This window comes from Effusibacillus consociatus (assembly GCF_042652925.1).
GTDB lineage: Bacteria > Bacillota > Bacilli > Tumebacillales > Effusibacillaceae > Effusibacillus > Effusibacillus consociatus.
This window is the reverse complement of sequence record NZ_JBHSHC010000115.1, coordinates 1-22,817: the sequence shown is the minus strand read 5'-3', so window position 1 is coordinate 22,817 and position 22,817 is coordinate 1. Positions and strand designations below refer to the sequence as shown.

21 protein-coding genes are annotated in these 22,817 nt (G+C 45.4%); 5 read left to right on the top strand and 16 right to left on the bottom strand.

The window, feature by feature from the left end:
• Positions 1–8: 8 nt before the first annotated feature.
• Positions 9–1,925: a penicillin-binding protein 2 gene (gene mrdA / locus ACFO8Q_RS16875; RefSeq protein WP_380027093.1), complete on the bottom strand. Its 1,917-nt coding sequence runs from the start codon at positions 1,923–1,925 to the stop codon at positions 9–11.
• Between the two features lie 165 nt (positions 1,926–2,090).
• Here mrdA and ACFO8Q_RS16870 point away from each other — a divergent pair, with 165 nt between their 5' ends.
• Both ACFO8Q_RS16870 and ACFO8Q_RS16865 read left to right on the top strand, forming a co-directional pair.
• The gene (locus ACFO8Q_RS16870) at positions 2,091–3,041 is read left to right on the top strand and encodes an aldo/keto reductase family protein (protein ID WP_380027091.1); all 951 of its coding nucleotides are present in this window, start codon (positions 2,091–2,093) and stop codon (positions 3,039–3,041) included.
• A gap of 151 nt (positions 3,042–3,192) precedes the next feature.
• The gene (locus tag ACFO8Q_RS16865) at positions 3,193–3,441 is read left to right on the top strand and encodes a hypothetical protein (protein ID WP_380027089.1); all 249 of its coding nucleotides are present in this window, start codon (positions 3,193–3,195) and stop codon (positions 3,439–3,441) included.
• A gap of 304 nt (positions 3,442–3,745) precedes the next feature.
• Here ACFO8Q_RS16865 and ACFO8Q_RS16860 read toward each other — a convergent pair whose 3' ends face one another.
• Positions 3,746–4,747: an ABC transporter permease gene (locus tag ACFO8Q_RS16860; RefSeq protein WP_380027087.1), complete on the bottom strand. Its 1,002-nt coding sequence runs from the start codon at positions 4,745–4,747 to the stop codon at positions 3,746–3,748.
• The gene (locus tag ACFO8Q_RS16855) at positions 4,731–5,648 is read right to left on the bottom strand and encodes an ABC transporter ATP-binding protein (protein ID WP_380027141.1); all 918 of its coding nucleotides are present in this window, start codon (positions 5,646–5,648) and stop codon (positions 4,731–4,733) included. Before ACFO8Q_RS16855 ends, ACFO8Q_RS16860 begins: the two co-directional genes overlap by 17 nt.
• 63 nt (positions 5,649–5,711) lie before the next feature.
• Here ACFO8Q_RS16855 and ACFO8Q_RS16850 point away from each other — a divergent pair, with 63 nt between their 5' ends.
• A complete protein-coding gene (locus tag ACFO8Q_RS16850) occupies positions 5,712–6,548 on the top strand; it encodes a GDSL-type esterase/lipase family protein (RefSeq protein WP_380027085.1) in 837 nt (278 codons plus the stop codon).
• Positions 6,549–6,733: 185 nt separating this feature from the next.
• Here ACFO8Q_RS16850 and ACFO8Q_RS16845 read toward each other — a convergent pair whose 3' ends face one another.
• From ACFO8Q_RS16845 to ACFO8Q_RS16820, 6 genes are all read right to left on the bottom strand, one after another.
• Positions 6,734–6,967: a hypothetical protein gene (locus ACFO8Q_RS16845; RefSeq protein ID WP_380027083.1), complete on the bottom strand. Its 234-nt coding sequence runs from the start codon at positions 6,965–6,967 to the stop codon at positions 6,734–6,736.
• Positions 6,968–7,095: 128 nt separating this feature from the next.
• Positions 7,096–7,929 (bottom strand): hypothetical protein, encoded by an 834-nt coding sequence (locus tag ACFO8Q_RS16840; RefSeq protein ID WP_380027081.1) that lies wholly within the window; start codon positions 7,927–7,929, stop codon positions 7,096–7,098.
• A 129-nt stretch (positions 7,930–8,058) separates the two neighbouring features.
• The gene (locus ACFO8Q_RS16835; protein WP_380027079.1) at positions 8,059–8,949 is read right to left on the bottom strand and encodes a VgrG-related protein; all 891 of its coding nucleotides are present in this window, start codon (positions 8,947–8,949) and stop codon (positions 8,059–8,061) included.
• Positions 8,895–10,154: a stalk domain-containing protein gene (locus tag ACFO8Q_RS16830; protein ID WP_380027077.1), complete on the bottom strand. Its 1,260-nt coding sequence runs from the start codon at positions 10,152–10,154 to the stop codon at positions 8,895–8,897. The genes ACFO8Q_RS16835 and ACFO8Q_RS16830 overlap by 55 nt, the downstream gene beginning before the upstream one ends.
• Positions 10,155–10,540: 386 nt before the next feature.
• A complete protein-coding gene (locus ACFO8Q_RS16825; protein WP_465251893.1) occupies positions 10,541–10,735 on the bottom strand; it encodes a SelT/SelW/SelH family protein in 195 nt (64 codons plus the stop codon).
• A 133-nt stretch (positions 10,736–10,868) separates the two neighbouring features.
• Positions 10,869–12,077 carry a protein kinase domain-containing protein gene (locus tag ACFO8Q_RS16820; RefSeq protein ID WP_380027073.1) on the bottom strand — a complete coding sequence of 403 codons (1,209 nt, stop codon included), beginning with the start codon at positions 12,075–12,077 and terminating at the stop codon, positions 10,869–10,871.
• A gap of 159 nt (positions 12,078–12,236) precedes the next feature.
• Between ACFO8Q_RS16820 and ACFO8Q_RS16815 the strand changes: the two genes are divergently transcribed.
• Positions 12,237–12,440, top strand: a complete 204-nt coding sequence (locus ACFO8Q_RS16815; RefSeq protein ID WP_380027070.1) for a hypothetical protein — start codon at positions 12,237–12,239, stop codon at positions 12,438–12,440.
• Between the two features lie 6 nt (positions 12,441–12,446).
• Positions 12,447–13,055, top strand: a complete 609-nt coding sequence (locus ACFO8Q_RS16810) for an ADP-heptose synthase (RefSeq protein ID WP_380027068.1) — start codon at positions 12,447–12,449, stop codon at positions 13,053–13,055.
• 32 nt (positions 13,056–13,087) lie between these two features.
• Here ACFO8Q_RS16810 and ACFO8Q_RS16805 read toward each other — a convergent pair whose 3' ends face one another.
• The 7 genes from ACFO8Q_RS16805 to ACFO8Q_RS16775 all read right to left on the bottom strand — a co-directional run bounded on the left by ACFO8Q_RS16805 (position 13,088) and on the right by ACFO8Q_RS16775 (position 22,618).
• Positions 13,088–14,899, bottom strand: a complete 1,812-nt coding sequence (locus ACFO8Q_RS16805; RefSeq protein WP_380027066.1) for a glycoside hydrolase family 15 protein — start codon at positions 14,897–14,899, stop codon at positions 13,088–13,090.
• Between the two features lie 32 nt (positions 14,900–14,931).
• A complete protein-coding gene (locus ACFO8Q_RS16800; protein WP_380027064.1) occupies positions 14,932–16,614 on the bottom strand; it encodes a glycoside hydrolase family 13 protein in 1,683 nt (560 codons plus the stop codon).
• Between the two features lie 33 nt (positions 16,615–16,647).
• Positions 16,648–17,475 carry a carbohydrate ABC transporter permease gene (locus tag ACFO8Q_RS16795; protein WP_380027062.1) on the bottom strand — a complete coding sequence of 276 codons (828 nt, stop codon included), beginning with the start codon at positions 17,473–17,475 and terminating at the stop codon, positions 16,648–16,650.
• A gap of 34 nt (positions 17,476–17,509) precedes the next feature.
• Positions 17,510–18,820, bottom strand: coding sequence for a carbohydrate ABC transporter permease (locus tag ACFO8Q_RS16790; protein ID WP_380027060.1), 1,311 nt, complete (start codon positions 18,818–18,820; stop codon positions 17,510–17,512).
• 146 nt (positions 18,821–18,966) lie between these two features.
• Positions 18,967–20,265 carry an ABC transporter substrate-binding protein gene (locus ACFO8Q_RS16785; protein ID WP_380027058.1) on the bottom strand — a complete coding sequence of 433 codons (1,299 nt, stop codon included), beginning with the start codon at positions 20,263–20,265 and terminating at the stop codon, positions 18,967–18,969.
• A gap of 142 nt (positions 20,266–20,407) precedes the next feature.
• Positions 20,408–21,418 carry a LacI family DNA-binding transcriptional regulator gene (locus ACFO8Q_RS16780; protein ID WP_380027056.1) on the bottom strand — a complete coding sequence of 337 codons (1,011 nt, stop codon included), beginning with the start codon at positions 21,416–21,418 and terminating at the stop codon, positions 20,408–20,410.
• 444 nt (positions 21,419–21,862) lie between these two features.
• Positions 21,863–22,618: an SDR family oxidoreductase gene (locus ACFO8Q_RS16775; protein ID WP_380027139.1), complete on the bottom strand. Its 756-nt coding sequence runs from the start codon at positions 22,616–22,618 to the stop codon at positions 21,863–21,865.
• Between the last annotated feature and the right edge of the window lie 199 nt (positions 22,619–22,817).

Below are 22,817 nucleotides of genomic sequence, written 5' to 3'. Positions count from 1 at the left end.
CTTCTTTATTAATTCACAGCAGTTTCTTTTTTCTCTTCGTTGAAGAAGGTATCCAGCATTTTTTCCGCGACCGGCCCGGCCATTTCATAGGAGTGCATTCCCACACGACCTTCCGGTACAACGACCGCAATCGCAATTTTGGGATTGTTATAGGGAGCATAGCCTACAAACCAGTAATTTTCTGTGTCACGCCCGGTCTGAGCCGTACCGGTTTTCCCTGCAACATCATACTTCTTGCGTCCAAACATATAAGACGCTGTACCATAAGGTTCATGCGTAACCTTCCACATGCCCTCACGAGCGTACTGCAGCAGTTCCGGGCTAAACGATACCTGATTCAGCACTTCGGGCTCCATTTTCTTAATCAGTTTCCCTTCAGGATCTTTGATTTCCTTAACCAGATACGGCTTCATGCGCTTGCCGCCGTTTGCAATCGTGCTCACATATTGCGCCAGCTGCAGGGGAGTAAAGTTTGAATTTTGTCCGATTGCCGTGAAGGGCATATTCGTTGTGATCTCAGGTTGATAGTTATATTTTCCGGCGGATTCAAAAGGCAGATCAATGCCCGTTTTTACACCCAGACCAAATTCGTTCTGATACTTTCTGAACTTTTCATACGCAGGTTTGTCATACTTTTCCATCCAACTCTTCACGCCGCCGTTTTGGAAAATGAATTGGTGCTTGGCAAGCCGTTTTCCGATCGTGTACATATAGACGTTGCAGGATTTCGCAATTGCTTCCCGTCCATCGCTCAAACCGTGTCCTTTGGGATCCCAACAGGACGCATAATAACCGGATAAATCCAAACCACCGGGACAAAAAATCTTTTCATCCGGCTTGACCACCCCTTCTTTTAATCCAATCATGGTGGTCAGCATTTTCACCGTCGATCCCGGTTCATGCGGGTATTCCACGGCATGGTTCCACTCCGCCGGTTGGAATTGGGCGTATTCTTCGTCCGACATTCCGTCCAGCCAAGCGTTCGGATCAAATGCCGGGTAGCTGGCCATAGCCAGAACTTCTCCCGTGTTGGGGTCTAAAGCGACAGCCGCTGCGTTTTTAACCGGTGTTCCTTTTAACGCATTGACACGCTCTGCTAGCGCTTCTTCCGTGACTTGCTGCAGCTTTTTATCAATCGTAAGAGTCAAATCATTGCCCGGAATCGGTTTCTTTTCGATAAAATCCACATTATTGTCACGCCGGATCGGATCCCCGTTAATGTTTACTTCGACACGAGTGGCGCCATGGATCCCTTTTAAATACTGCTCATACTGTTTCTCGAGCCCGGTTATGCCCACAAGATCAGTCATAAGATATCCCTTGGTCTGATACTCATTCCACATTTTCTCATCCATCTTGCGCATATAACCGAAAATGTGCGAGCCAAACGTTTTCAAGCGGTAATCGCGGATCGCTTCCGGAATGACGGCAATACCCGGCAGATCCTGCAGGTTTTCTTTTACTCTTGCCACCTGTCTTTCAGTTGCTTTCGTTTTGATTTTCCGCGGTGCGGATCGGGACAGATATTCATCCGTGCCCATCATTAATTTGACGATTTTATCTTTTGTGACTTTCTCTTTCTCTTCAGGATCATCCAGCAAGGGAACTAATTTCTCGGCGATCGCCTCAATATTTGCCTGTACCGTTTTGGGATCGTCGCTTTTTGTGAAAGGGCTTGTGTATTGAATTGTAAAAGAGGGTTTATTGGCAACGAGGATTTCTCCGTGGCGGTCTTTAAACTGTCCGCGAGGTGCTGGCAGGATTTGTTGGGCGTACCGGTTGGCCTCCGCCTTAACGGCATAATCCTCTCCCTTGCCAAGTTGGATAAAACTTAAACGAAGCAGCAAGATGACCAGCCCGATGAACATAATCAAGAACAAAAAATGAAGTCTTCCGCTATGCAGTGACTGGTCTTCCGATTCCATGGGAATACTCCTCTCCGTCCAACTGATATCCTGTTATTATTATTGTATCAACCACACCCATTATTTTGCACGGGCATTTCTTCCTAATTTGCGTCAAAAATTGGTAAATTCCTAGATCTTCTATTATCATTATACTTGGAACTATTCGAAAGGGAGGAATCGATGATGAAGTACCGCAAGCTTGGGAACAGCGGTCTCCGTGTATCGGAAATTGCACTCGGAAGTTGGCTTACATACGGAAGCTCAGTGGAAAAGGATATGGCCATCCGCTGTATCGACAAGGCATATGAATTGGGAATCAACTTTTTTGATACGGCAAACGTGTATGCTCGCGGCGAGTCGGAGAAAGTAGTCGGGGAAGCTCTGCGCAAATATCCTCGAGAATCCTATGTTCTTGCCACAAAAGTTTTTTTCCCAATGGGTGAAGGCCCTAATGACAAAGGACTGTCCCGCAAGCATATTATTGAACAATGCAATGCCTCCTTAAAACGTTTGGGTGTGGAGTATATTGACCTTTACCAATGCCACCGGTACGACCCGGAAACTCCGCTTGATGAAACCCTGCGAGCGCTTGATGACCTGGTAACTCAGGGAAAAGTCTTATATGTGGGTGTTTCGGAATGGAATGCGGTACAAATCAACGATGCTCTTCATCTCGCAGATAAAAATGGGTATGACAGAATCCTATCCAATCAACCGGTATACAACATGTTAAACCGCTACATCGAAGAATCGGTTCTCCCGCTTTGTGAAAGAGAAGGCGTTGGACAGGTGGTATTCTCGCCACTGGCTCAAGGGCTGCTTACAGGAAAGTACAAACCGGGGCAACCAATTCCGGAAGACTCACGAGCCGCCAACCCGCAGCAAAACATGTTCATTAAGCGCTATATGACAGAGAAAGTCCTGCAGCAAGTGGAACAGCTTGATAAAATCGCCAAGGAAGCAGGAATGCCATTGTCAAACCTGGCGCTGGCATGGATTCTTCGTCAGCCGGGAATATCCTCGGCAATCATCGGTGCCTCCCGCCCGGAACAAATTGAGGAAAATATCAAAGCAAGCACCATTCATCTCTCTCCGGAACTTATTGAATCGACTGATGCAGTGTTGGGATGGTAAGAAAATGTATTCAGGGCACCCCTCAGGGTGTCCTTTTCTTTCCAAAAAAAATTTACGTTTTCTTGTTACCAACCTCCTGATTCAACGGAATCGAAGGCGGAACAAAAATGCTGATTCATCGAACCATTAAAAAACTCCGGGAGCTATGCTTATGAAAGACGAAATGTACGAAGCAGAGCAAATGGACCGTTACATCGACTTATTGAAAAAAGGAAAAGCATCGGAAATTCCCGACCAGGATCTTGCGATCACCTTACAGTCTCTACAGGTGATTCTGGCGGACGAAATACCTGATTCTGTGAGAAGCTCTCTCCGTCACAAGCTTTCTGTCGCTCTGGAGAGCACCCTCTCCTGGATCACATGGTACTGGAATACGGTGCTTTATCCGTGGCAGTGGTGATCGGAATATGCATGGCCCTCTTCCGGCCCGAACTGATTCCTGGACTTCTTCCGGTGATCTTGATATACAAGGGAGTGGTTTTGGCCCTATTAATCGGTGAACTGCTTCACCATGCACCAATGCAAGATAGCCTTGCTTACCACCACTCTTGTAGAGAAAGAATCAATACCACAAGTGGTGTCCACTCTCCAGAATGAACAGGTTGATGCGGCACTGCTCGTTCCCGGCTGAGGCACTTGCCATAATGTACTCGGGCTGTATGCCCGGGCCTTGGAGAATGCCGGAATCGGGACCATGGAAACCTTTAGGCCAAAACATCCCGCTTCGTAAACACTGCAAACCCGACTGCGAGGGCCGCGGCCCCCCAGGCCAACAGTACCATAATGGAAAACGGCAGCGACATGCCTTCGATAGGTGGTACCATCCCCGACAGATAGCCGGTAATCCGCATGTTTACCATAAACAAATATTTTGCGGCTGTCCACGAACTGGCCAAATCAATCAATATGTTTCCGCCAATGAGCGCCGCCAGCATCAATCCCATCGCGGCAGCCGCATGACGAACAAGAATGGAGATTGTAAACGTGATGGTCGCGACCACCATGCACACAACCCATCCCAGACCATAGGAGCAAAGAATGTACTGCCACTGCGGGATGTTATAAGCGGTCGACGAATCCAGTTCTCCACCCGCAACCGCGAAACCGGTCGCAACCGGCATCGACCAGCCAGCCCATCCGAAGAAGAAACCTCCCACTACCGCGGCAATCAATAAAGCAGCCATGACGGTCAATGACACAAACATGACCAGTGCTGTATATTTGGCCGCAAGGATCTTCCATCGCTTCACTGGCCTGGTAAGCAGCAGCTTGATCGTGCCCTCTCCCCACTCCGACGACACCAGGTCGGCTGACAGAGTCACCACAAGGAGAGGAAGCAATAACGATACGCTCAAATCCATAAAGGTCCGCACAAACGTAGCGGTTCCGGGAGCGGCCGGGTTAATGCCTTTCTCAAGGTAATATCTCGCTTGCTCGATCCGATATTGATAGAATTTCTTGCGGTCTTCCGGTACGAAAGCATTGCGCATTCGACTTTCGTAATCTGTAATCTGTTGTTGGACAACCGGCTTCCAATCGAGAGTTCCCACCTTCTGTAATGTCCGCTGCTGAGTTAACTGCTGCGCATATGCAAATAGAGTGACCAGTGCAACGAGGATAATCATTACCAATCCAAAGCGTTTCCGCTTCACAAGCTTAATGGTCTCATTTTCAACCAGCCCGATAAACTTAAGCAATTCGATCATCCCCTGTCATCTTTAAGAACAAATCTTCCAACGACGGCGCCACCTGTTGAATCGAGAATACTTCGATCCCCTTTGCGGCCAACAGCGAATTGAGCTCCGGAATCCGCTCCACCTGAACGCTGCAGCGAATCAGATTCTCTTCGATGAGTACTTGGTGCACATAAGGCTGTGCCTTCATGATTTCCAACGCTGATTGCAGTGGATGGACTTGCCAGAGAGTATCCCCTTTTTCACGCTGGACCAGATCCTCGACAAGGCCTGCATACAAACAGTGCCCTTGATGGATAATCGCCACCCGGTCGCACATCATTTCAACCTCACTAAGCAGATGGCTCGAGATAAACACACTCAGCCCCTCGTGTTCCGCCAATCTCCTGACAAATTCACGGAGCTCCCGAATTCCGATCGGATCCAGCCCGTTCGTCGGTTCGTCGAGGATCAGCAATTTGGGTCTGCCAAGCAGCGCTTGGGCAATTCCCAACCGTTGGCGCATGCCTAGCGAATAGGTTTTCACCTTGTCGTCAATCCTGTTTTCGAGGCCGACTACCCGAACCACTTCTTCAATTCGCTCTTCCGTAATTCCGTCGAGCATTCGGGCAAACTGCTCCAAATTTTCACGTCCGGTCAAAAACTTATAGAGTTCAGGGTTTTCCACGATACACCCGACATGCTGCATCGCTTCCACAAAGTGATCCTGCAGATCATATCCGCAAATCTTTATGGAGCCGCCTGAAGGCTTCATCAGACCCACCAGCATTCGAATGGTTGTTGTTTTGCCGGCCCCGTTCGGTCCGAGAAACCCGAATACTTCCCCTTTATAGACATCAAACGAAATCTTATGGATCAGCTTTTTCCGGCCGATTGTTTTTTCAAGATCCTTGACTGACAAAACAAGAGCAATTTTTTCCATTTGTTAGGCCTCCAGATCAATTCCTGCTATAATCATATCGAAGGAGGAATGGACATGCAAAGAGGAAAAACGATCTGGTATACAATTGCTGTAACGTCTGTCGCCAGTCTGCTTCTTCTGAGTTCAGGAGCCATACTTGCTTTTCAAAATGGTCCAACGTCCGCTACGGAAAACAGTGGACCCCATAGACAGGATTCCCCAGCCGCCCAACAGATGAATCCGGTCAAAGAAGAATCCATTCCTGCCGCTTCACCCGCGGATGTAAAGGGTGATTATCGGATCGTCGCTTTAGGAGATTCCTTGACCCGGGGAGCCGGTGACGAAACGGGACAGGGATATGTAGGGTATTTAACAACTGAACTGCAAAAGATGACCAAGAATAAAGTGATTACCACAAACCTGGGCATCAATGGAATGAAAGCACCGGAACTTTTACAATATATCCAATCCCCCGAGGTTCAGAAGGAAATCAAGGCCGCACACCTGATTACACTTTCAATTGGCGGCAACGATTTGGTACGCGGGGCCGGTCCCGTGACTACGACACCGAATCCTGGCCTTGCAAAGCAAACGCAGGACCAGTTTTTGAATACGCTGGATCAAATCCTTAAAGAAATCCGATCTCAGAACGAACAAAGCCCCATTTTATTTGTGGGATTATACAACCCGTTTCCTTTGTCGGATGATCAGCAAAAAACAGCCCTTCGAATCTTGGAGGAATGGAATTCCAAAACTTCACAAGTGCTCTCGAAATATCAGCATACGCTGCTCGTTCCCACTCAAGATCTGTTCACTTGGAACAGTTCCAAATTTCTTGCAGCGGACAACTTCCATCCCAACGGACAAGGATATAAAGCGATTGCCATGCGGATGCTCCAGGACCTCAAATAAAAGACTTGGATAATAATGGTGGATAACGTTGTTTTGAAGGATGTAGGAAGAGGAACATCCTTCTCTAAAGCCCCATTATTGTATTTGAGTCATTACCCCCCTTATCTTGTTAAGCGGGGTATCAGAAGAGTATCAGAAGAACAGAGGGGAATTTTTTATGTAACGTAAAAACACCTTAATCCCTTTTATTTCAAAGGATTCAGGTGTTTATTAAGCAACGCGTTACAATCAATTATACCAAGATGTCCATCCAAAGCCATTCTGGAAAGCAAAGGCTGTAATGTTCCTTGTCCAAAATTCCATTGTAAAAATCCAAATGACATCTCTGCACCGTCAAAATCTCCTGCTAAAGCAGTAATAACCTCTTTCACACTGTTCACATCTTGAACCGGGATGTACCACTTACTGATCAATCCCATAGGCCGTGACTCCCGTAACTTCGTCTTCTTCATTGGTGGTCATGAGATCTTAGGGTAACATCGTTAATGAAGTTCTGGACATAGAACTACTCCTTAAAATCACTGAGTTTTGCAGTCCAACAAACGCATTATTTTTTCATATATATTATCGGCAAATTCTTAAAACCTTGCCTCCACTCTTCAATTGTCTTAGGTAACTTAGTTTTGTAAGAATTATCATTTGTGTAGTACTTAACTTGTTTATCATCAATGAGAGCAGCCCAAAACTTCCCTTTGGAATCAGACATCACAATTGCTTCCATAACGGTGTACAATCCCTTGACTGAACCCGATTTTACGGTTGCATCAAACGCATCTACATTTTTTGGTTCTGATATTATCTGGAATCTCTCGATAAATAAGTTATAATCATCCCCTACTAGTTCTTTAAATTTTTGGTCTTGATCGTGGTTTTTCAAAACGCCCAGCTGTACTAAGTCGCTCTTTTTTTCTTTTTCTTCACCTTTTTGATAAGTCCCACTAAAAGTAACTCCCATACCAACGTGCGATAGACATCCTTGGTTTTGATCAACTTTTATTGTTTCACCTATTAAATTAAACGTGATCGTGCAATTATCTCCAGACTCATAAATGGCTGTATTTCCTTTTTTGACAGCATTCCCTTTTATATTGCCTGTATTTCCACCACTAGAAGCTTCGATTGAAAAGTCAAAACTAGTAGAATTTTCGTTAGAGATTGATAATATGGCACCATTGGAATTTAAAGAACGTGTCCATGTTCCTGACCAAATCGACTGGGCTACATTCTTAGAATCGACCTGTTTTTCTACCTTTGGATCAACCTGTTTTTCTGTTTTGCTTTCCGTAATCGCTATTGGTGGTTGGTAAGCTTGTTCCACTTTAGGGGAGGTACATCCCGATACTAACACAAGCACAAAAAATAGGGTAAAAACATGTTTCATAATTTAGACTCCTTTTCTTTTAAACGTTCATCTCATACACTAATCACACGAACAAACCATATAATTGAACCATTTGGTTATTATCATTTTGTGAACTTACCAAATGGTTCAATTTCTTAGTAAAATATGTTATTCACTTTCCAACATTTTGAGAGCATCTGCTTTTTCATTAACAAATCTGTTGTATACAGCTCTTTTAACAGATGGCGAACTACTTCTAAAATAAATCTCTACTTTCATACGTTCATCATAAACAGCAGTTATAATCTGCCTATCATTCATATGTTTTAAATCTACATTGCCAAAGAAATCTTCGACAATACCGGGTCCATGTTGCACAGCTACTGACCAAAGAACATTTTTCAAAGCATTAGACCTTGTACTTATATCAAAACCATACCGATCTTTTAAAATCTTAGCAGCAACGTCATAATGGGAATACTTTATATATCCATGCTGTAATGCTAAAAATCCTTCTCTATCATTTTGAGCTAGTTGCCTCCATACTTTGTCAAAATTTTCCCCCAAGGTCCAACCATCTCTTTTTCTAGCCTCATGAAGCTTTTCCCAGTATCCATAGTTGACTCCACTCAACCATTTTAGGAAGTCATCTACCCTTCCCATATTGCTAGCAAGTTGATATGCTCCATAAGACTTACCACCTGGATCACCAGGAGTATTTCCGATAACACCTGGATCTCCATTAGATTCATATTTTGCTGATAAAATACCTAGCTGTAAATCCCCTTCAATTCCACTTGAATTAGGGGTGTTTTGAATAATCTTCGGCTTCACCCTGGCTATTTCAGTTGTAACCGGAACTTGCTCTAACGTTGTCTTGGTAATTTTTACTTTACTGCTATTTTCATCCCAGCTTACACCAAACCCTAAAGCATCTGCAACATCTCGCACTTTTACATAGGGTTGACCGTCAAACAAATTGGAAATAGAAAATGATTTTCCGCCTATTTCAACTCTACCGTTTCTTGCTGAATAGGAAACTCCAAGGGAATCTGCCAATTTTTTGCTGACATATAGGTGGTACCATTCTCAAGATAGGAATCGCCGATTCCCTGCGGTTTGAACGTGGCAATTTTGTCTGTAACCTGTTGAACCTTCGTGGTTGTTTTTGAAATGATAACAGATCCGGAATTGTTATCCCAATCCACATTATACCCTAAGGTTTCAGCGACTTCTCTAACCTTCACATATGATTTTCCATTCACAACTTTCTCCGGAGTAAATTCTCGACCGTTGAAAACCACTTTGCCGGTTTTTGAATTCCATGATACGGGTGCCCGAAGGACTTGGGCTAATTTTCCAGACCACATATAGATCGATCCATTCTGAAGATAGGAATCACTTTGATCTGGTTTGATTTTTGCGATTTGTTCTTTTTCGGGTACTGATTTTGTAGTTGTTTTTGTAATTGAAACCGTACCATTTCCTCCATCCCATTCAATACCATATCCCAAAGCTTTTACAACATCACCAGCTTTGACATATGCTTGTCCATTCATTGACTTCGCGACTAAGAAGTTTTTACCTCCAATGTTTACGGTACCATTTCCTAAATCCATCGAATGGGATACACCCAGAATACCTGCTAGTTTTTTTGAAGATATATACGTTATATTATTCTCAAGATAGGAATCCTCTAGAGCTTTGGGGTTGAAACTCAGTATTTCTTTGGTTACAGGCTTTGTTTCATTCGTTGTTTTGGTAATGATCAATTCGCTCGTAGAATTTTTCCACTCAAGACCGAAACCTAATTTTTCAGCCACATCTCGAACTTTAACGTACGACTTACCATCTTCGACTTTTTGAGGTGTGAATTCATATCCGCCAATATTGACTGTGGCTTTAGATGGATTCCAGGAAGCTGAAACACCAAGTGAATCGGCCAATTTTTTTGACCATATATATGCAGTTCCATCTTTAAGATAGGCATCTTCGTCCCCTATGTGCTTTGGAACTGAAGTAGTTCGAGATATACTGGACACTGCATTAAGAAGTTTTCCATTAGAATTATAAATTTGGTGGAGCGTACCTGAAGAAGTTGAACTACTCCGGGAAGAGATTTGAATGAGCACCCCTTGATTTGCCAAATTGTTGGTGTCATCAACGCTGGCTTTTTTAGAAGAAGACAGTCCTCCCAAATCGTAATTTTCCCATCCCCCGTTGTTAGGAGGTATTCGGTTATAAATACTAATAGAAACTGACACTTTTCAATCCCCCTTATAAATTGTAATATTTATCACAATTGCTTTTAAACCTATAATAACAGAATATTCATATTGTTTCAATCGTTTTGCATCTATGCGTCTACTATGAACACTCCCCCGCCTTCACTTCGTTTAGAGGCGGAGGTTTCTGATCTGCGCATGTCGAAATGGAGCTTTTTATGTTACAGGCCCTCGAAAAATTTTTCACCCGAGAAAGTTATTCAACGAAGGGCAGAAAAGTGAAACAGGATACGACATTAATGGGGTGGTATAATATTGCCCAATTCTCGACTGGAAAACGGAATGAAAAAGGATGGCACATATTCGTCATGTATAATATGTGTCATCCTTGAAGAAGTTTTTTGTTGTATTTAAATGGGACGAAATCAAATGTTTTGGGAGAAAAGCTTTGCAGTTTCACCCTCCTCCGGGAACCGTCCCAATTCCTTTTTTGAGAAAATCAACTTGTCCCCGACCTTGACTTCAAACACTCCACCACTTGATGGAATGAGTGTTAAGCCGGAAATTTCTTTTGTGTACTGACCAAGCAATTCTTCCGTCACACTGACGGCTTTTGGCAAAAAGTTTCACATCGTGCAGTATTCAATACTTACCTTTACCCCTTGGGTCATAAAAACGCCTCCTATCAAAGAATTCGTTTTTATTGTACCCCTCTTTCAACTTCCTTACAGTGTTCTGAATCACATTTGTCCGTTATTTTCCATTGCTGATGTAGAAAATGACTCGATCACCCGGTTGAAACGGATGGTTCGGCGGTTGGTCCTGCTTGAATACCGTTCCGGCAGGCTTATCAGAACGCTCAAGAAAATATTGATAACGAAGACCTAAAGAAAGCAGCAGCTTTTCCGCTTCGTGCCTCTGCAATCCAATCAAATCGGGCATTAGTCCCCCTCCTTGTCCCACTCTTGCAATCGGTTCTTTTGGAGAGATCGTTATGGTGGATGAGGTTTCGGTGACTTCCGCTTTCGCCACACTGATCGGCCCTTTTTCAATGCTCGATTGTAATTTGCCTGGTGCTGCGGACTTCGTATTTGCGAGGAACAAGGAAGCAACCGCTCCAAGCAGCAGCATTCCGATCGAAACCGCAAAGTACGACAGGAACATCTTGCGAATTTTTCGCAGACCGCTCTGCTTAGGGGCGCCAAGGAGAGATTGGATCTCCGCCCGGGTGATTTCATACGTTCGAGTATGCTCGTCTTCGTTCGTCAGTTGGTTTGTATAGAGCGGATTTGCGTCCTTTGTGAGAATCATCTTCAGATCATAAGCCACATCCGACGCATCTGTATAGACGGGGTGGCGCGCACCTAATAACCGGTCAACCACTTCCATGACTTTTTCCCGAACTTCCGGCTTATAAAGGGGAGGGGTGGCGGCAAACAGTTCTTTATAGAGTTTCCCTAACGCGAGAAGGTCTTCCTGTTTGTGTGCGGGGATCCATTCCGGGATCACTTGCGGGCACACAAATGCCACTTTAATGTCATCACCCTGAATCCAGATCATTTCCGAAGATAAATGGCCATGCACGACTTGCTGTTCGTGTGCGTGGGCAATCGCCTTGGCCATATTCATTGCCATAAACAAAGCTTCCTCAAGAGAGAATCTCCGTTCTGCGTCCAACGCTTCACGCAGAGTGAGGCACTCCCGATACTCCGATATCAGATAACAAGAGTCCTCTTGGCATTCCATGTCGTATATACTCATGATATGATGGTGAGAAAGACCGGCAAGAGATTGCGCACGCGCGCGGAAAGATTCAACAGCAGAGGAGTCACAATCCGAAAAAACGGTTACGAAGACATTGCGAGGAAACGAAACGTCCAAAGCTCGATACAAGTCTGCACCGTTCGAAGCTTCCAACCTTTCTTCCAGCTGATAGCGATCTGAAAACATGCGGCGCTGCAACACTTGTCCCTCCTTTCACCTCATTGATGTCAAATTGCGACATAGCTAATAGACAATATTCGTCAATTTACGTCAATTTCCTTCAAAGAAGATGTTAAATTTTCATTAAAAAGAAAATTCATTTGAGGTATAATAGTCCGTTGCGAGGAGTTGTTCCAGATGAACACGCGAAAAACTGTGATTTTTCTGATCTCCCTGCTCATTGCTGCGGCAGGAACGGCGTTGTTTGTTGCCGGAAAGCGGGCCGGTGAACCGACTCCTTATTATGTGATGGGAATGCTGGCATACGGATGGATTTTTGTCGGCTACATGGTGATCGATTCGGCGGCTCGTGCGGCCAAAAAACGGTATCGAGGGAAATAACTGTATATGCGAACATTCGTAACGGAACCAGTGGTTCTCGCTATGTTTGGCGAATTGCTGCAGCCTTCTTCACCGGTTCGCTATTTGTTTCCTTTGTCTTCTATCAAAGAATTGCACCTTCTACTGAATGAAACCCTGTCCTCAGACGATGAAGAGCAAACGGTGATACGCAGCAATATTGAGAATTTGATCGCGTTCTTTGAGAATCCGTTTGTGAACAAAAAAATAGATCAGTGCAGCTTTGCCCCTTGGGCAATCAGCAAGCCGATCATCTATCACGAGCTGGTTACTTTTCAAGTGGTAAATGCGGTCGACACCGCTGCGTACGGTGAAGAATTCGATCCGATCGAAACGGAACTGATCCTTCTTGCCATGAAGGAAAATGTTCCTCTCCTGATTGAAGACCCATCCATTCAAGAGCGTATCGTGGAATCCGATCTGCCGATGCAGGTTTTTGACGTTGCCGACTTCGAATTCGCCCTTGAAGAAGACCTGACAGGCGGTACTCCGGCATCGGACCGCACCGAGACTGAAAACCACACTCTGCCTGCTGTCATATTCGGAGGTTTTTTGTTGATTCTTGTCAGTGCAGTAGCGATTTCCTTTTTCAGGTAAAAAAAGGGGGCGTTCCCCCCTCTTTACCTTTTTCACAACTGCTCCGGCAGATCCAAAATTAAACGGGCCAGCTCTTCATGACTGAATGCCTGCGGGAAGTTGCCCCACTGCACCTTGGTCGGCACATCAAAGTGTTCCGCCATTAACAACAAGTCGGTTGAGCATTCAATGCATACATCGACTAGCTGTCTCACACGTTTTAAATTCCCTGCGTTCAAATAGTGGCGAGCCAACCAAATTGTCGGCAGATAAAATGGGACATGTGCATAGTCGTAACGGGCAATCCCGCCGTTCATGTTCAATCCGCCCAGATCCATTCCTGAATACGGTGAAGCAGTGGTATACTCTCCCGACTCCAACCGGGGCCGGACAAGGGGTTGTTCGATGAGTTCCACTGTCTTTCTCATCCGTTCATCCGCCGCATCCAGCAAACCGTAAAATTCAAGTGCCAAAACTGAGATATCTACGGGTGCATCCTCACTGTAAGACTGCAAATATGCCTCCCGCCGAGGGTTCCAACCATTCTCCAGTATATCCTGTTTGATTCGGTCAGCTTCTGATTGCAAATTTCCTGCAGCCTCTTGATCCCCCAATTCCTTTGCGATCAGCGAAGCAGTATGGATGCATGCATAACACATCACTTTTCCGTGAACCCAGTGATCTTTTCGTTCACGAATCTCCCAGATTCCGTTTTCCTTCTCACGCCAATGCTGCTTCACCCACTCAGCAGCCTTAATCACCTGCGGGTAATAACGCTCCAGTACCGATTTGTCACCCGAATACTGATAGTGCATCCAGAATCCATGAACAATGTTTCCGGCATTATCAAGCTGCAGCTGTTCTGCCGCAAGATTCCCAAACCGGATTGGCTTTTCTCCGTTCGGCCCCGTCATGTCGGGTACTATGAACTCAATTGGATTCCCGCCTTCTATTGTATAAAGAGGTTGCCGCCAACTGCCGTCCTCTTCTTGAAGGCTGAACGCAAACACATAAAAACGTCTGGATTCTTCATGAAGTCCTGCCTGATCCAATGTCCAAGCGGTATAGTATCCATCCCGAAGCCAGCAATACCTGTAATCCCAGTTGTCCCCCCCGCCTGGAACTGCAGGAAAGGATGCGGTGGGAGCCGCCAACATGGCTCCCGTTTTTTCGTAGCATACTAACTTAATTGTCAATAAGGAACGATAATACGCTTCTTTATATAATTCATCTTTCACGGAAGGCGTCTTCGCCGAGGCGATCCACTTCTCCCAAAAATCAAGTGTATCCAGGAGGTTCTCATTGCGATGCAGATTCACCGCTTGTTGAGACTCCTCGATGGTTTTCCCATATCCCAACACCAACCGGTGGGTTACGGACGAATGAGCCGGAATCTCCCAACCATCCCGGGAACACCATTCAATCCAAAGAGCTCCGTTCTCGTCGCTGAGGCAAGCGTACTTATCAGATTTCTCTACCCGTATCGGGTGGACTGCCGTTTCGGTTCCGGTTACCGTGAAAGTCACGGGCACTGTCCGGGCCGCATCGCTTACATTCTCAATGAGAATCTCCCGAATGAATACAGGTTTGCCCCATGGCATAAAATCGGTCACCGTCGCCTGCGTACCCTCTCCCGCCAATTCAACCCGCAATACATTCGTTCGGCCAACGTATTGCTGGGATTTTGCAGACAGCCCTTTGATTTCAAGGGACAGTCGGCCTCCCTTTTGCGGATCAAGAGCACGCGCGAAAAACGGGAATCCATCAAACCTTGGCACACACAGCCAATCCATATTCAAATCGGCATCGATTAGAGCCGCTGTTTCACCATTGCCAACAATTCCATAGTAAGAATTTCGTTTCATCTCCGCCCTCCAGGTTGCTTGAAAACAGTGGTTTAAAGCTTTAATTTATACACACGAGCTTCGTATGGCTTTAAAGGTATCGATTGAATATCTTCATTCGGGTCCACTTCATAATTGCTGATCAGCAGCTCTTTCCCCTCGAATGTCAGCTCCGTCGGAAGCACAAAAGCAGGCGTTTCTTCCGAGAAATTCGCAATTACGAGCAGCTTTTCATTCCCGAGGGTTCGGGTATACGCAAAGATTTGTTCATGGTCTTCAAGAATCAAATCATAGGTGCCGTACACCACGATCGGGTTTTCCTTGCGTAGCCGGATCAACTTCTTGTAGTAATGAAAGATGGAATTGGGATCTTCCAGTTGATTCTTCACATTAATTTCGACGTAATTGGGATTGACCCGGATCCAGGGAGTTCCGGTGGTAAACCCTGCGTTTTTGCTGGTATCCCACTGCATCGGAGTTCTCGCATTGTCCCGCCCTTTGTTCCAAATCGCTCTCATCAATTCGTCCGGCTCTTTTCCGTCTTTGAGGGACTCCCGGTAGAAATTCAGGATTTCTACATCTTTATATTCATCAATCGAATCGAACTGAACGTTCGTCATTCCGATTTCCTGACCTTGGTACACATACGGCGTCCCTTGCATCATATGGAGACACGTTGCCAGCATTTTTGCCGATTCCGCGTGATACTCCCTGTCGTTTCCGAAACGGGAAACCGAACGGGGCTGATCGTGATTTTCAAAGTACAAACTGTTCCATCCCCGACCTTGCAACCCTTTTTGCCACTTGCTCATGACCTGCTTCAGTTCCACCAGGCTCCATGGCTTTACATCAAACTTTCCGCCCGGACCGGCATCGACTTCCATATGTTCAAACTGGAAGAGCATATGAAACTCTCCTGTTTGCTCATCCACATACCGGAGAGCGTCTTCCGGAGTTACTCCCGGTGTCTCGCCGACGGTCATGATATCGTATTTGGAAAGAACCTTTTCTTTCATTTCCTGCAAGAAATCATGAATCCCGGGTTGATTGAGATGGTATTCGAAAGCGGGAACATACTTTTTTCCTTCCGGATTCGGCAAATCGGGAAAACCGGGCTTTTTCTTGATATGCGTAATCGCATCGACGCGAAAACCGTCTATTCCCTTATCCAGCCACCACATCATCATGTCGTGGATTTCTTCCCGGACCTTTGGATTTTCCCAATTCAGATCAGGTTGTTTTTTGCTGAACAAATGCAAATAATACTCGCCTGTTGTTTCGTCATATTGCCAAGCCGAACCGCTGAAAATGGATTCCCAGTTGTTGGGTTCCCGCCCGTCTTTTCCCGGATGCCAGATATAGTAGTCGCGATAGGGATTGTCTTTGGAAGAACGGGATTCGATAAACCAGGGATGCTCGTCGGACGTGTGATTGACTACCAGATCCATAATGAGTTTGACGCCCCGCTTATGGCATTCGTCCAGCAGTTCTTCCCAATCCTGCATGGTGCCGAATTCGTCCATGATATCCCGGTAATCGCTGATGTCATACCCGTTGTCGTCATTGGGTGACTTGTATACCGGAGACAGCCAAATTACGTCAATGCCCAATTCTTTCAGATAGTCCAGCCTGGAGATAATCCCTCTCAAATCTCCAATCCCGTCTCCGTCGCTGTCCATAAAGCTTCTCGGATACACTTGATATACAATGCTTTCCTTCCACCATTTTCTCTCCATATCTTTAAGCCTCCTGAGCTGTGTCTGTTGTCTCTATTCTTTTACTGCACCGGAAGTAAGCCCGGAAATGATTCGCTTTTGGAAGATCAATACCATAATGACCAACGGTATGGTTACGATAATGGAAGCAGCCGCAATTTCTCCCCAAGGCATTGTGAATTGGCCCTGGAACATGGTAATCCCTACCGGGACCGTTTTCATGCTTTCCTCTGTATTGATGGTCAAGGCAAACAAGAATTCGTTCCAAGCGGCAATGAACACCAGAATGGCAGTGGTAAACACTCCAGGCAGGGCAACAGGGAAGAACACCTTGATCAATGTTTGCATAATGGAGGCTCCATCCACTTTTGCAGCTTCCGACAGATCATATGGAATTTTGCGGAAGAAATTGGTCAGATTCCAGATCGCAAGTGGCAATGCGAATGTAGTATACGGGAGAATCAAGCCCAGATAGCTGTTGGTAAGTCCTGTCGACTGCATGAACAGGAAAATCGGCGATATGGTGGCAATCTGCGGGAACATCGATACCGCCAACACGATTCCTAAAATGATCGCCTTTCCTTTAATGTTGATCCAGGCAATCGTATACGCCGCGATAGAAGCGATTACGATGCTGTACAATGTGGTCAGCGTGGCCACAACCGTGCTGTTCCAAAGATAGGTTCCAAAAGGTCTTAACGTGAAAGCTCCGATATAGTTGTCCAATGTCGGATTTTTGATGATAAGGTTAAATGCATTTTCCCCAAAAAGTTCACTGGGGGGTTTGAATGATGCAATCAGTAACCATAAGAACGGAAACATTACGACAAAAAGAAATCCAGCCAAGAAAACGTAAAACAAGGGCCCAGCTTTCTTTTGCATTGCATGTCACACTCCTTCCGAAATCGCCTCAGGCCTATTTGCCTTTTGCGTCCCCCAACAGATCAGCACCCAAGAATTTGATATACCCGATACTTATCAGTGCCACACAGAGAAACACAATAACCGACAAGGCAGAACCCGCTCCAAAATCCATTTGGGCAAACATGGTTTTATAGGCGTAAATTGAAATCGTTTCAGTGGAGTTCGCCGGTCCTCCGCCGGTAAGCACGTAAACAAGGTCAAATACCCGGAATGCATCGAGGGTACGGAACAACAACGCCACAAGAATTGTCGATTTCAACATCGGCAGGGTAATTTGGAAAAATTGCTGCCTTTTCGAAGCCCCGTCTATATCCGCCGCTTCATACAGGGAATCGGGTATGGTCTGGAGACCTGCGAATATCAGTAAGGCCATGAACGGAGTGGTTTTCCAGACATCGGCAAAAATGACCGAGAACATCGCTCCCCATTTGGTTGTCAGAAGAGTGCTCATGTCCGGAGTGATACCGACAACGGAAAAGACCTTGGCGACGATCCCGTTCTGCCCATCATACATAAACTTCCACATGAGCGCCGAAATCACCGTAGGAATTGCCCAGGGAATCAGTACTGCAGCCCGAACCAGACCGCGTCCCCTGAATTGCTTGTTAATCAATACCGCAATCCATATGCCCAACACCAATTCCACAAAAACAGATACCAGGGTAAAAGTCAGAGTATTGGACATGGAAGCCCATAACCGCTTATCCATCAAATATTGTTTATAGTAAACAAATCCCTTGAAATTCGGTTCAATCGCGGATGCTTGCAAACCTTTGACAAGACCAAGAACGTCGTTTGGTTTCTTCAGCAGCTTCCGGTCGTTCAGTTGGTTCAGTTCCTTTTCAACTTCAGCCAACGCCGTTTTCATCTGTTGGAACTTCGCATTCTCTACCTTGGCATACTTCAAATCGGCCGGAACCGGTTTGAACTCATAAAGGAGCTGACTTACTTCATCATATCTCTCTTTGACTTGAGGCTCTTCTCCAATTGAATTTTTGACAGTTTCCAGTTTCCCCTGCAGGGAAGTCAATTTTTGTTTGGTATCCCCCTGAGCCTGATTGATTTCTTTGTCCAACGACTTTATCAAATAAGGCATTGTACTTACATACCGTTCCATATCAATCCCATAGGTGGAATGGACTTCGGTTTTCGTCGGATCATTCAACCGAATATCATGCAAACTGAGCCAAAAGGAACGAAAGACAGGCCAGATGGCGATCACCATGATGATCAGCAAGGCCGGCAGGAGGAAAAGATATCCCGTCTGTTTTTCCGAAAGGCCCTTTTTAAATCCCGTCTTCATATCATTCACCCACTTCCGTTTTTATCTCACCAAAACCAGAAATAAGTTCAGTAAAATACCATGATTTCCGCTCCCCGGGATGACTGAGGCACCCTCCTGCCCCGGGGAGCGGTCTCATGGTATTTTTCAACTGCGAGAAATGGACTTTACTTGATTACTTCCTTCATTTTCTTGTCCATGTTCTCTACGGCCTGCTCTGCAGTTTGTTGTCCGGCGATCGCCTTGGAAACTTCGATCTGGATGATCTCAGAAATCTTCGGATAGTTGGGGGTAGTCGGACGCGGAACCGCGGCACTTATTCCCTTCACATACTCCTTGTCGCCAAACAGCGGAATTGCCTTCGTTACGTCAGCATCCTCATACAGCGGCAAATAGGTCGGGCCTGAACCACCGTCAATTGCTGTTATCTTTTGACCTTCGGAACCGGTCATGAACTTCAGGAATTCCCAAGCTTCCTTCGGATGCTTGGAATTTTTGTTGATCCCCGACATCCAGCCACCGAGCGCAGCGGCAGAACCCTTATCCCCCGCGGGAAGAGGAGCCACGCCCACTTTACCGACAATCTTGGATTGTTTTTGATCCTGTGCCAACGCGTACTGGTACGGCCAGTTGCGAATGAAGGGAGACTGTCCTTCTAAAAATGCGGTATGGGACTCCAATTCGGTGAAGGTGTTGATATTCTTCGGCACGAAATCGGAATTTGCCACTTCGATCATTTTCTTCAAGCCTTTAATTGTTTGCGGGTTGTTGATTGCAACCTTTCCTTGGTCATCCAAAACTTTGCCGCCGTAAGAAGCATTAAATTCAATAAAGTTACAAACGAGTCCTTCATACTGCTTGGCCTGCATCAGGTAACCGAATTGAGTGCCTCCCTGACCTTTCGTCGCCTTTGCTTGGGCAATCAGCTCATCCCATGTTTTTGGCACTTGTTTGACAAGATCTTTCCGATAGAACAAAAGGCCTGTATCGACAAACTTCGGCATGGCCCACTGCTTGCCTTCAAAGTTCCCGGCATCAACGGCCCCGGGAATGTACTTTTTCATGTCGATTTTGTCTTCCTCAATGAAACGGTCAAGCGGCAGCAGATATCCTGCTTGCGCAAATTCGGCCGGCCAAATCACATCGAGGTCAAAAACGTCGATTTCCGAAGACTTGGCGCTGAACATCGTTACATACTGGTCATGGCTTTGACCGGTGTCCGCAGGCATTTCCCGAATTTCCACATCAATGTTGGGATGTTTCTTTTCGAAAGCTTCAACCAGCTTTTGTGACGCACCGGTCACATCCTTACCACGCGCAAATACGATTTTTACTTTTTCTCCTGTTTTTGCCGCATTGTCTGTTCCCTTGGGCTGCTCTTTGGTTCCGCTGCTGCAGGCGGTCATCGACAGCACAAGGGTGGCTGCCACGCCAATAGTCGCAATTCTTTTCCAATTTCTTTTCATCATAATTCCCCCAGATATAGATTTAATTGATCGATAATCAATCTCTTTCTATCCTGCGTCTCACCTCCCTAAAAGAATGGCCAGATCTGAAAAGGTTTTCTGTAATCGTTTTCTGAAAAGGTTTTCAAGTCAGCGAAAAAAATTAGACTCTGCGTCGGACGGATTCCCGTTCGATAATCTCATGGGGAAGATAAGTCCTTAATTCGTCAACAGTTCCGTATTCAATCAGATCTATCAGCTTATTTAGTGCCCGGTACCCCATTTCATAGATCGGCTGCGCCACAGTAGTCAACTTGGGCCACGTCATGGTAGCTAAACGGGTATTGTCAAATCCCATGACGGAAATTTCATCGGGGACACGAATCCCATTTTCCTGAAGATACGAAATGGCCCCAAGCGCCATCTCATCCGCCACAGCAAATACAGCCGTCAAATCAGGGAATTTCTTGATCAATCGGCTCATTGCTTCATACCCGTCTTGAAACAGATATCCTCCATATTCCACACACTTTTCGAAATCCGCTTTTAACCCGTAACTCCTTAATCCCCTCATGAACCCCTGCGTTCGGGGAATGCTTGAAATCGGTTCTATGCTGGAACCACTAATAATCCCAATCTTTTCATGCCCCTGGCGGATTAAATATTCAACCGCATCATACCCGGCCTGTTCGTTATTAATCATGACGGATGGAATTTCGTATTCCAAACTGTGTGTTGCCGCCAATACGAGAGGAATATCATATCTCTTGAAGACTTCATAATAATCCGGATAAACCGGCTCGCTGACAAAAACAATTCCGTCAACCTGCTTCTCATTCAGGACTTGCAGATAAGAGATCATGCGTTCCTTGTCAATGTCGGTATTGCATATGATCAGGTTGAATAAATTTTCCCGGGCGGCATCTTCCATTCCCCGGATCAATTCAGCCATAAACACATTTGATATATCGGGAATGAGGACGCCGAGCGTTTGAGTCCGTTTGTGAATCAACCCTCTCGCCAAGGCATTCGGTTGATATTTCAACTTCTCGATTGCAGTAAGAACAGATTCTCTTTTATCGGGAGCAACAAGCTCCGGGTTATTCATCACCCTTGAAACTGTGGTAATTGAAACTTTTGCCAACCTTGCAACATCTCGAATCGTTGGTTTCACTGGTCAAAACCTCTCTATCATGATGAAAACCTTTTCAAATATGCTCACTTCGGGATGTTCCATTTATCTTTCAAAAGTTTTGAAACCCTTTTCATAGATAAGTATACTAAATTCATTTTTTTCGGGCAACATAATTTTCTGAACTTTGTTGCCGCGGAACGTTTAAACATACATGAACACTAGCGTTTGCAACGCTCATATAGTGACGGAAAGGAAATAACGACTTATCACGGCGTTATTTTAGAATTCTTAATGAAATTTATTCAAATAGCGACTTGAGAGGGTCTTATTTTCTAGAAAAACATCGGATACGAGTGGTTTTCCGCCAGATAAGACCCTGAAAGTCGTTTATTTCTTTATTTACGAATCAAACGGGGAAAATAACGTCCCGAAAGTCCGTTAGTCCACCTTTGAAAAATCAGAGGTCCTTGAAAACACCTATTATTAATTTCGGAAAAAGCCACCTTCTGAATGAATCACCTGTCCTGTAATCCATTGAGCCTCGTCGCTTGCAAGAAATGCCACTAAGCGAGCTGCATCCTCCGGAAGTCCAATACGTCCCAGCAGAAACTTTGGCAATAAATGCTGTTTTATTTCTTCCGTCATCCCTCCTGAATCTGTGGGACCGGGGTTCACTGCGTTCACTGTGATACCTAACGGTGCGAGTTCTGCCGACAACGAATTGGTAAACGCCGAGATCGCACCCTTAGTTGCAACATAAGCCAATTCACCGGGCATCGGTCCCTGTGCTTGACCTGAAATCATGTTGATAATGCGACCTGTCGATTGATTTGATTGTTGAAATCGCCGAGCAAACTCAACACTAAGAAGACAAGTTGCCCGCACATTCACCGCGCAATGAGCGTCGAGTGTTTGAGCGTCCAACGCCAAATATCCATCCCTCGCAGAATGTGCAGCATTATTGACCAAAATTGATGGGAAACCCAACGTATCACAAACGGTATCAAGCAGTTTAAACGGGCTGTTCGGATCGGATAAATCAATTTCTAAACTCTCACACCGAACTCCCATTGCCTGTATCTCGTTTCGCAAAACGCCAGCCCACTCAACCTCAGCACCCCAATGCATGAAGAAAATATCTGCACCCTCGCTTGATAATTTACGACATATAGCCGTGCCAATACCTTTACCATGACTTGCGCCGGTAACTACCGCAATCCGTCCACTCAGTCTATTTATGTCAGACACCTCCAACTACCCTTCCAAACACTCTTTGAACAACGGTTCAAAATAGACCCTTCCCAAAATATAATAGATTCTCCCATTAGGTTCCACCACAAAATCCGAACAGCCTTACTTTAAAATAAGTGGTTCATTGTAAAATGAAATGCAACACATAAATATCACAAAAGCCACGGTAATTCCGTTATGATTAAGT

Bases quoted from the DNA above. Each gene is read 5' to 3' on its own strand.
- ACFO8Q_RS16810 (WP_380027068.1), top strand. From the start codon at position 12,447: ATGCGAACATTCGTAACGGAACCAGTGGTTCTCGCTATGTTTGGCGAA.
- mrdA (WP_380027093.1), bottom strand. From the start codon at position 1,925: ATGGAATCGGAAGACCAGTCACTGCATAGCGGAAGACTTCATTTTTTG.
- ACFO8Q_RS16815 (WP_380027070.1), top strand. From the start codon at position 12,237: ATGAACACGCGAAAAACTGTGATTTTTCTGATCTCCCTGCTCATTGCT.
- ACFO8Q_RS16800 (WP_380027064.1), bottom strand. From the start codon at position 16,614: ATGGAGAGAAAATGGTGGAAGGAAAGCATTGTATATCAAGTGTATCCG.
- ACFO8Q_RS16785 (WP_380027058.1), bottom strand. From the start codon at position 20,265: ATGAAAAGAAATTGGAAAAGAATTGCGACTATTGGCGTGGCAGCCACC.
- ACFO8Q_RS16870 (WP_380027091.1), top strand. From the start codon at position 2,091: ATGAAGTACCGCAAGCTTGGGAACAGCGGTCTCCGTGTATCGGAAATT.
- ACFO8Q_RS16850 (WP_380027085.1), top strand. From the start codon at position 5,712: ATGCAAAGAGGAAAAACGATCTGGTATACAATTGCTGTAACGTCTGTC.
- ACFO8Q_RS16805 (WP_380027066.1), bottom strand. From the start codon at position 14,899: ATGAAACGAAATTCTTACTATGGAATTGTTGGCAATGGTGAAACAGCG.
- ACFO8Q_RS16845 (WP_380027083.1), bottom strand. From the start codon at position 6,967: ATGGGATTGATCAGTAAGTGGTACATCCCGGTTCAAGATGTGAACAGT.
- ACFO8Q_RS16840 (WP_380027081.1), bottom strand. From the start codon at position 7,929: ATGAAACATGTTTTTACCCTATTTTTTGTGCTTGTGTTAGTATCGGGA.
- ACFO8Q_RS16795 (WP_380027062.1), bottom strand. From the start codon at position 17,475: ATGCAAAAGAAAGCTGGGCCCTTGTTTTACGTTTTCTTGGCTGGATTT.
- ACFO8Q_RS16860 (WP_380027087.1), bottom strand. From the start codon at position 4,747: ATGATCGAATTGCTTAAGTTTATCGGGCTGGTTGAAAATGAGACCATT.
- ACFO8Q_RS16790 (WP_380027060.1), bottom strand. From the start codon at position 18,820: ATGAAGACGGGATTTAAAAAGGGCCTTTCGGAAAAACAGACGGGATAT.
- ACFO8Q_RS16865 (WP_380027089.1), top strand. From the start codon at position 3,193: ATGAAAGACGAAATGTACGAAGCAGAGCAAATGGACCGTTACATCGAC.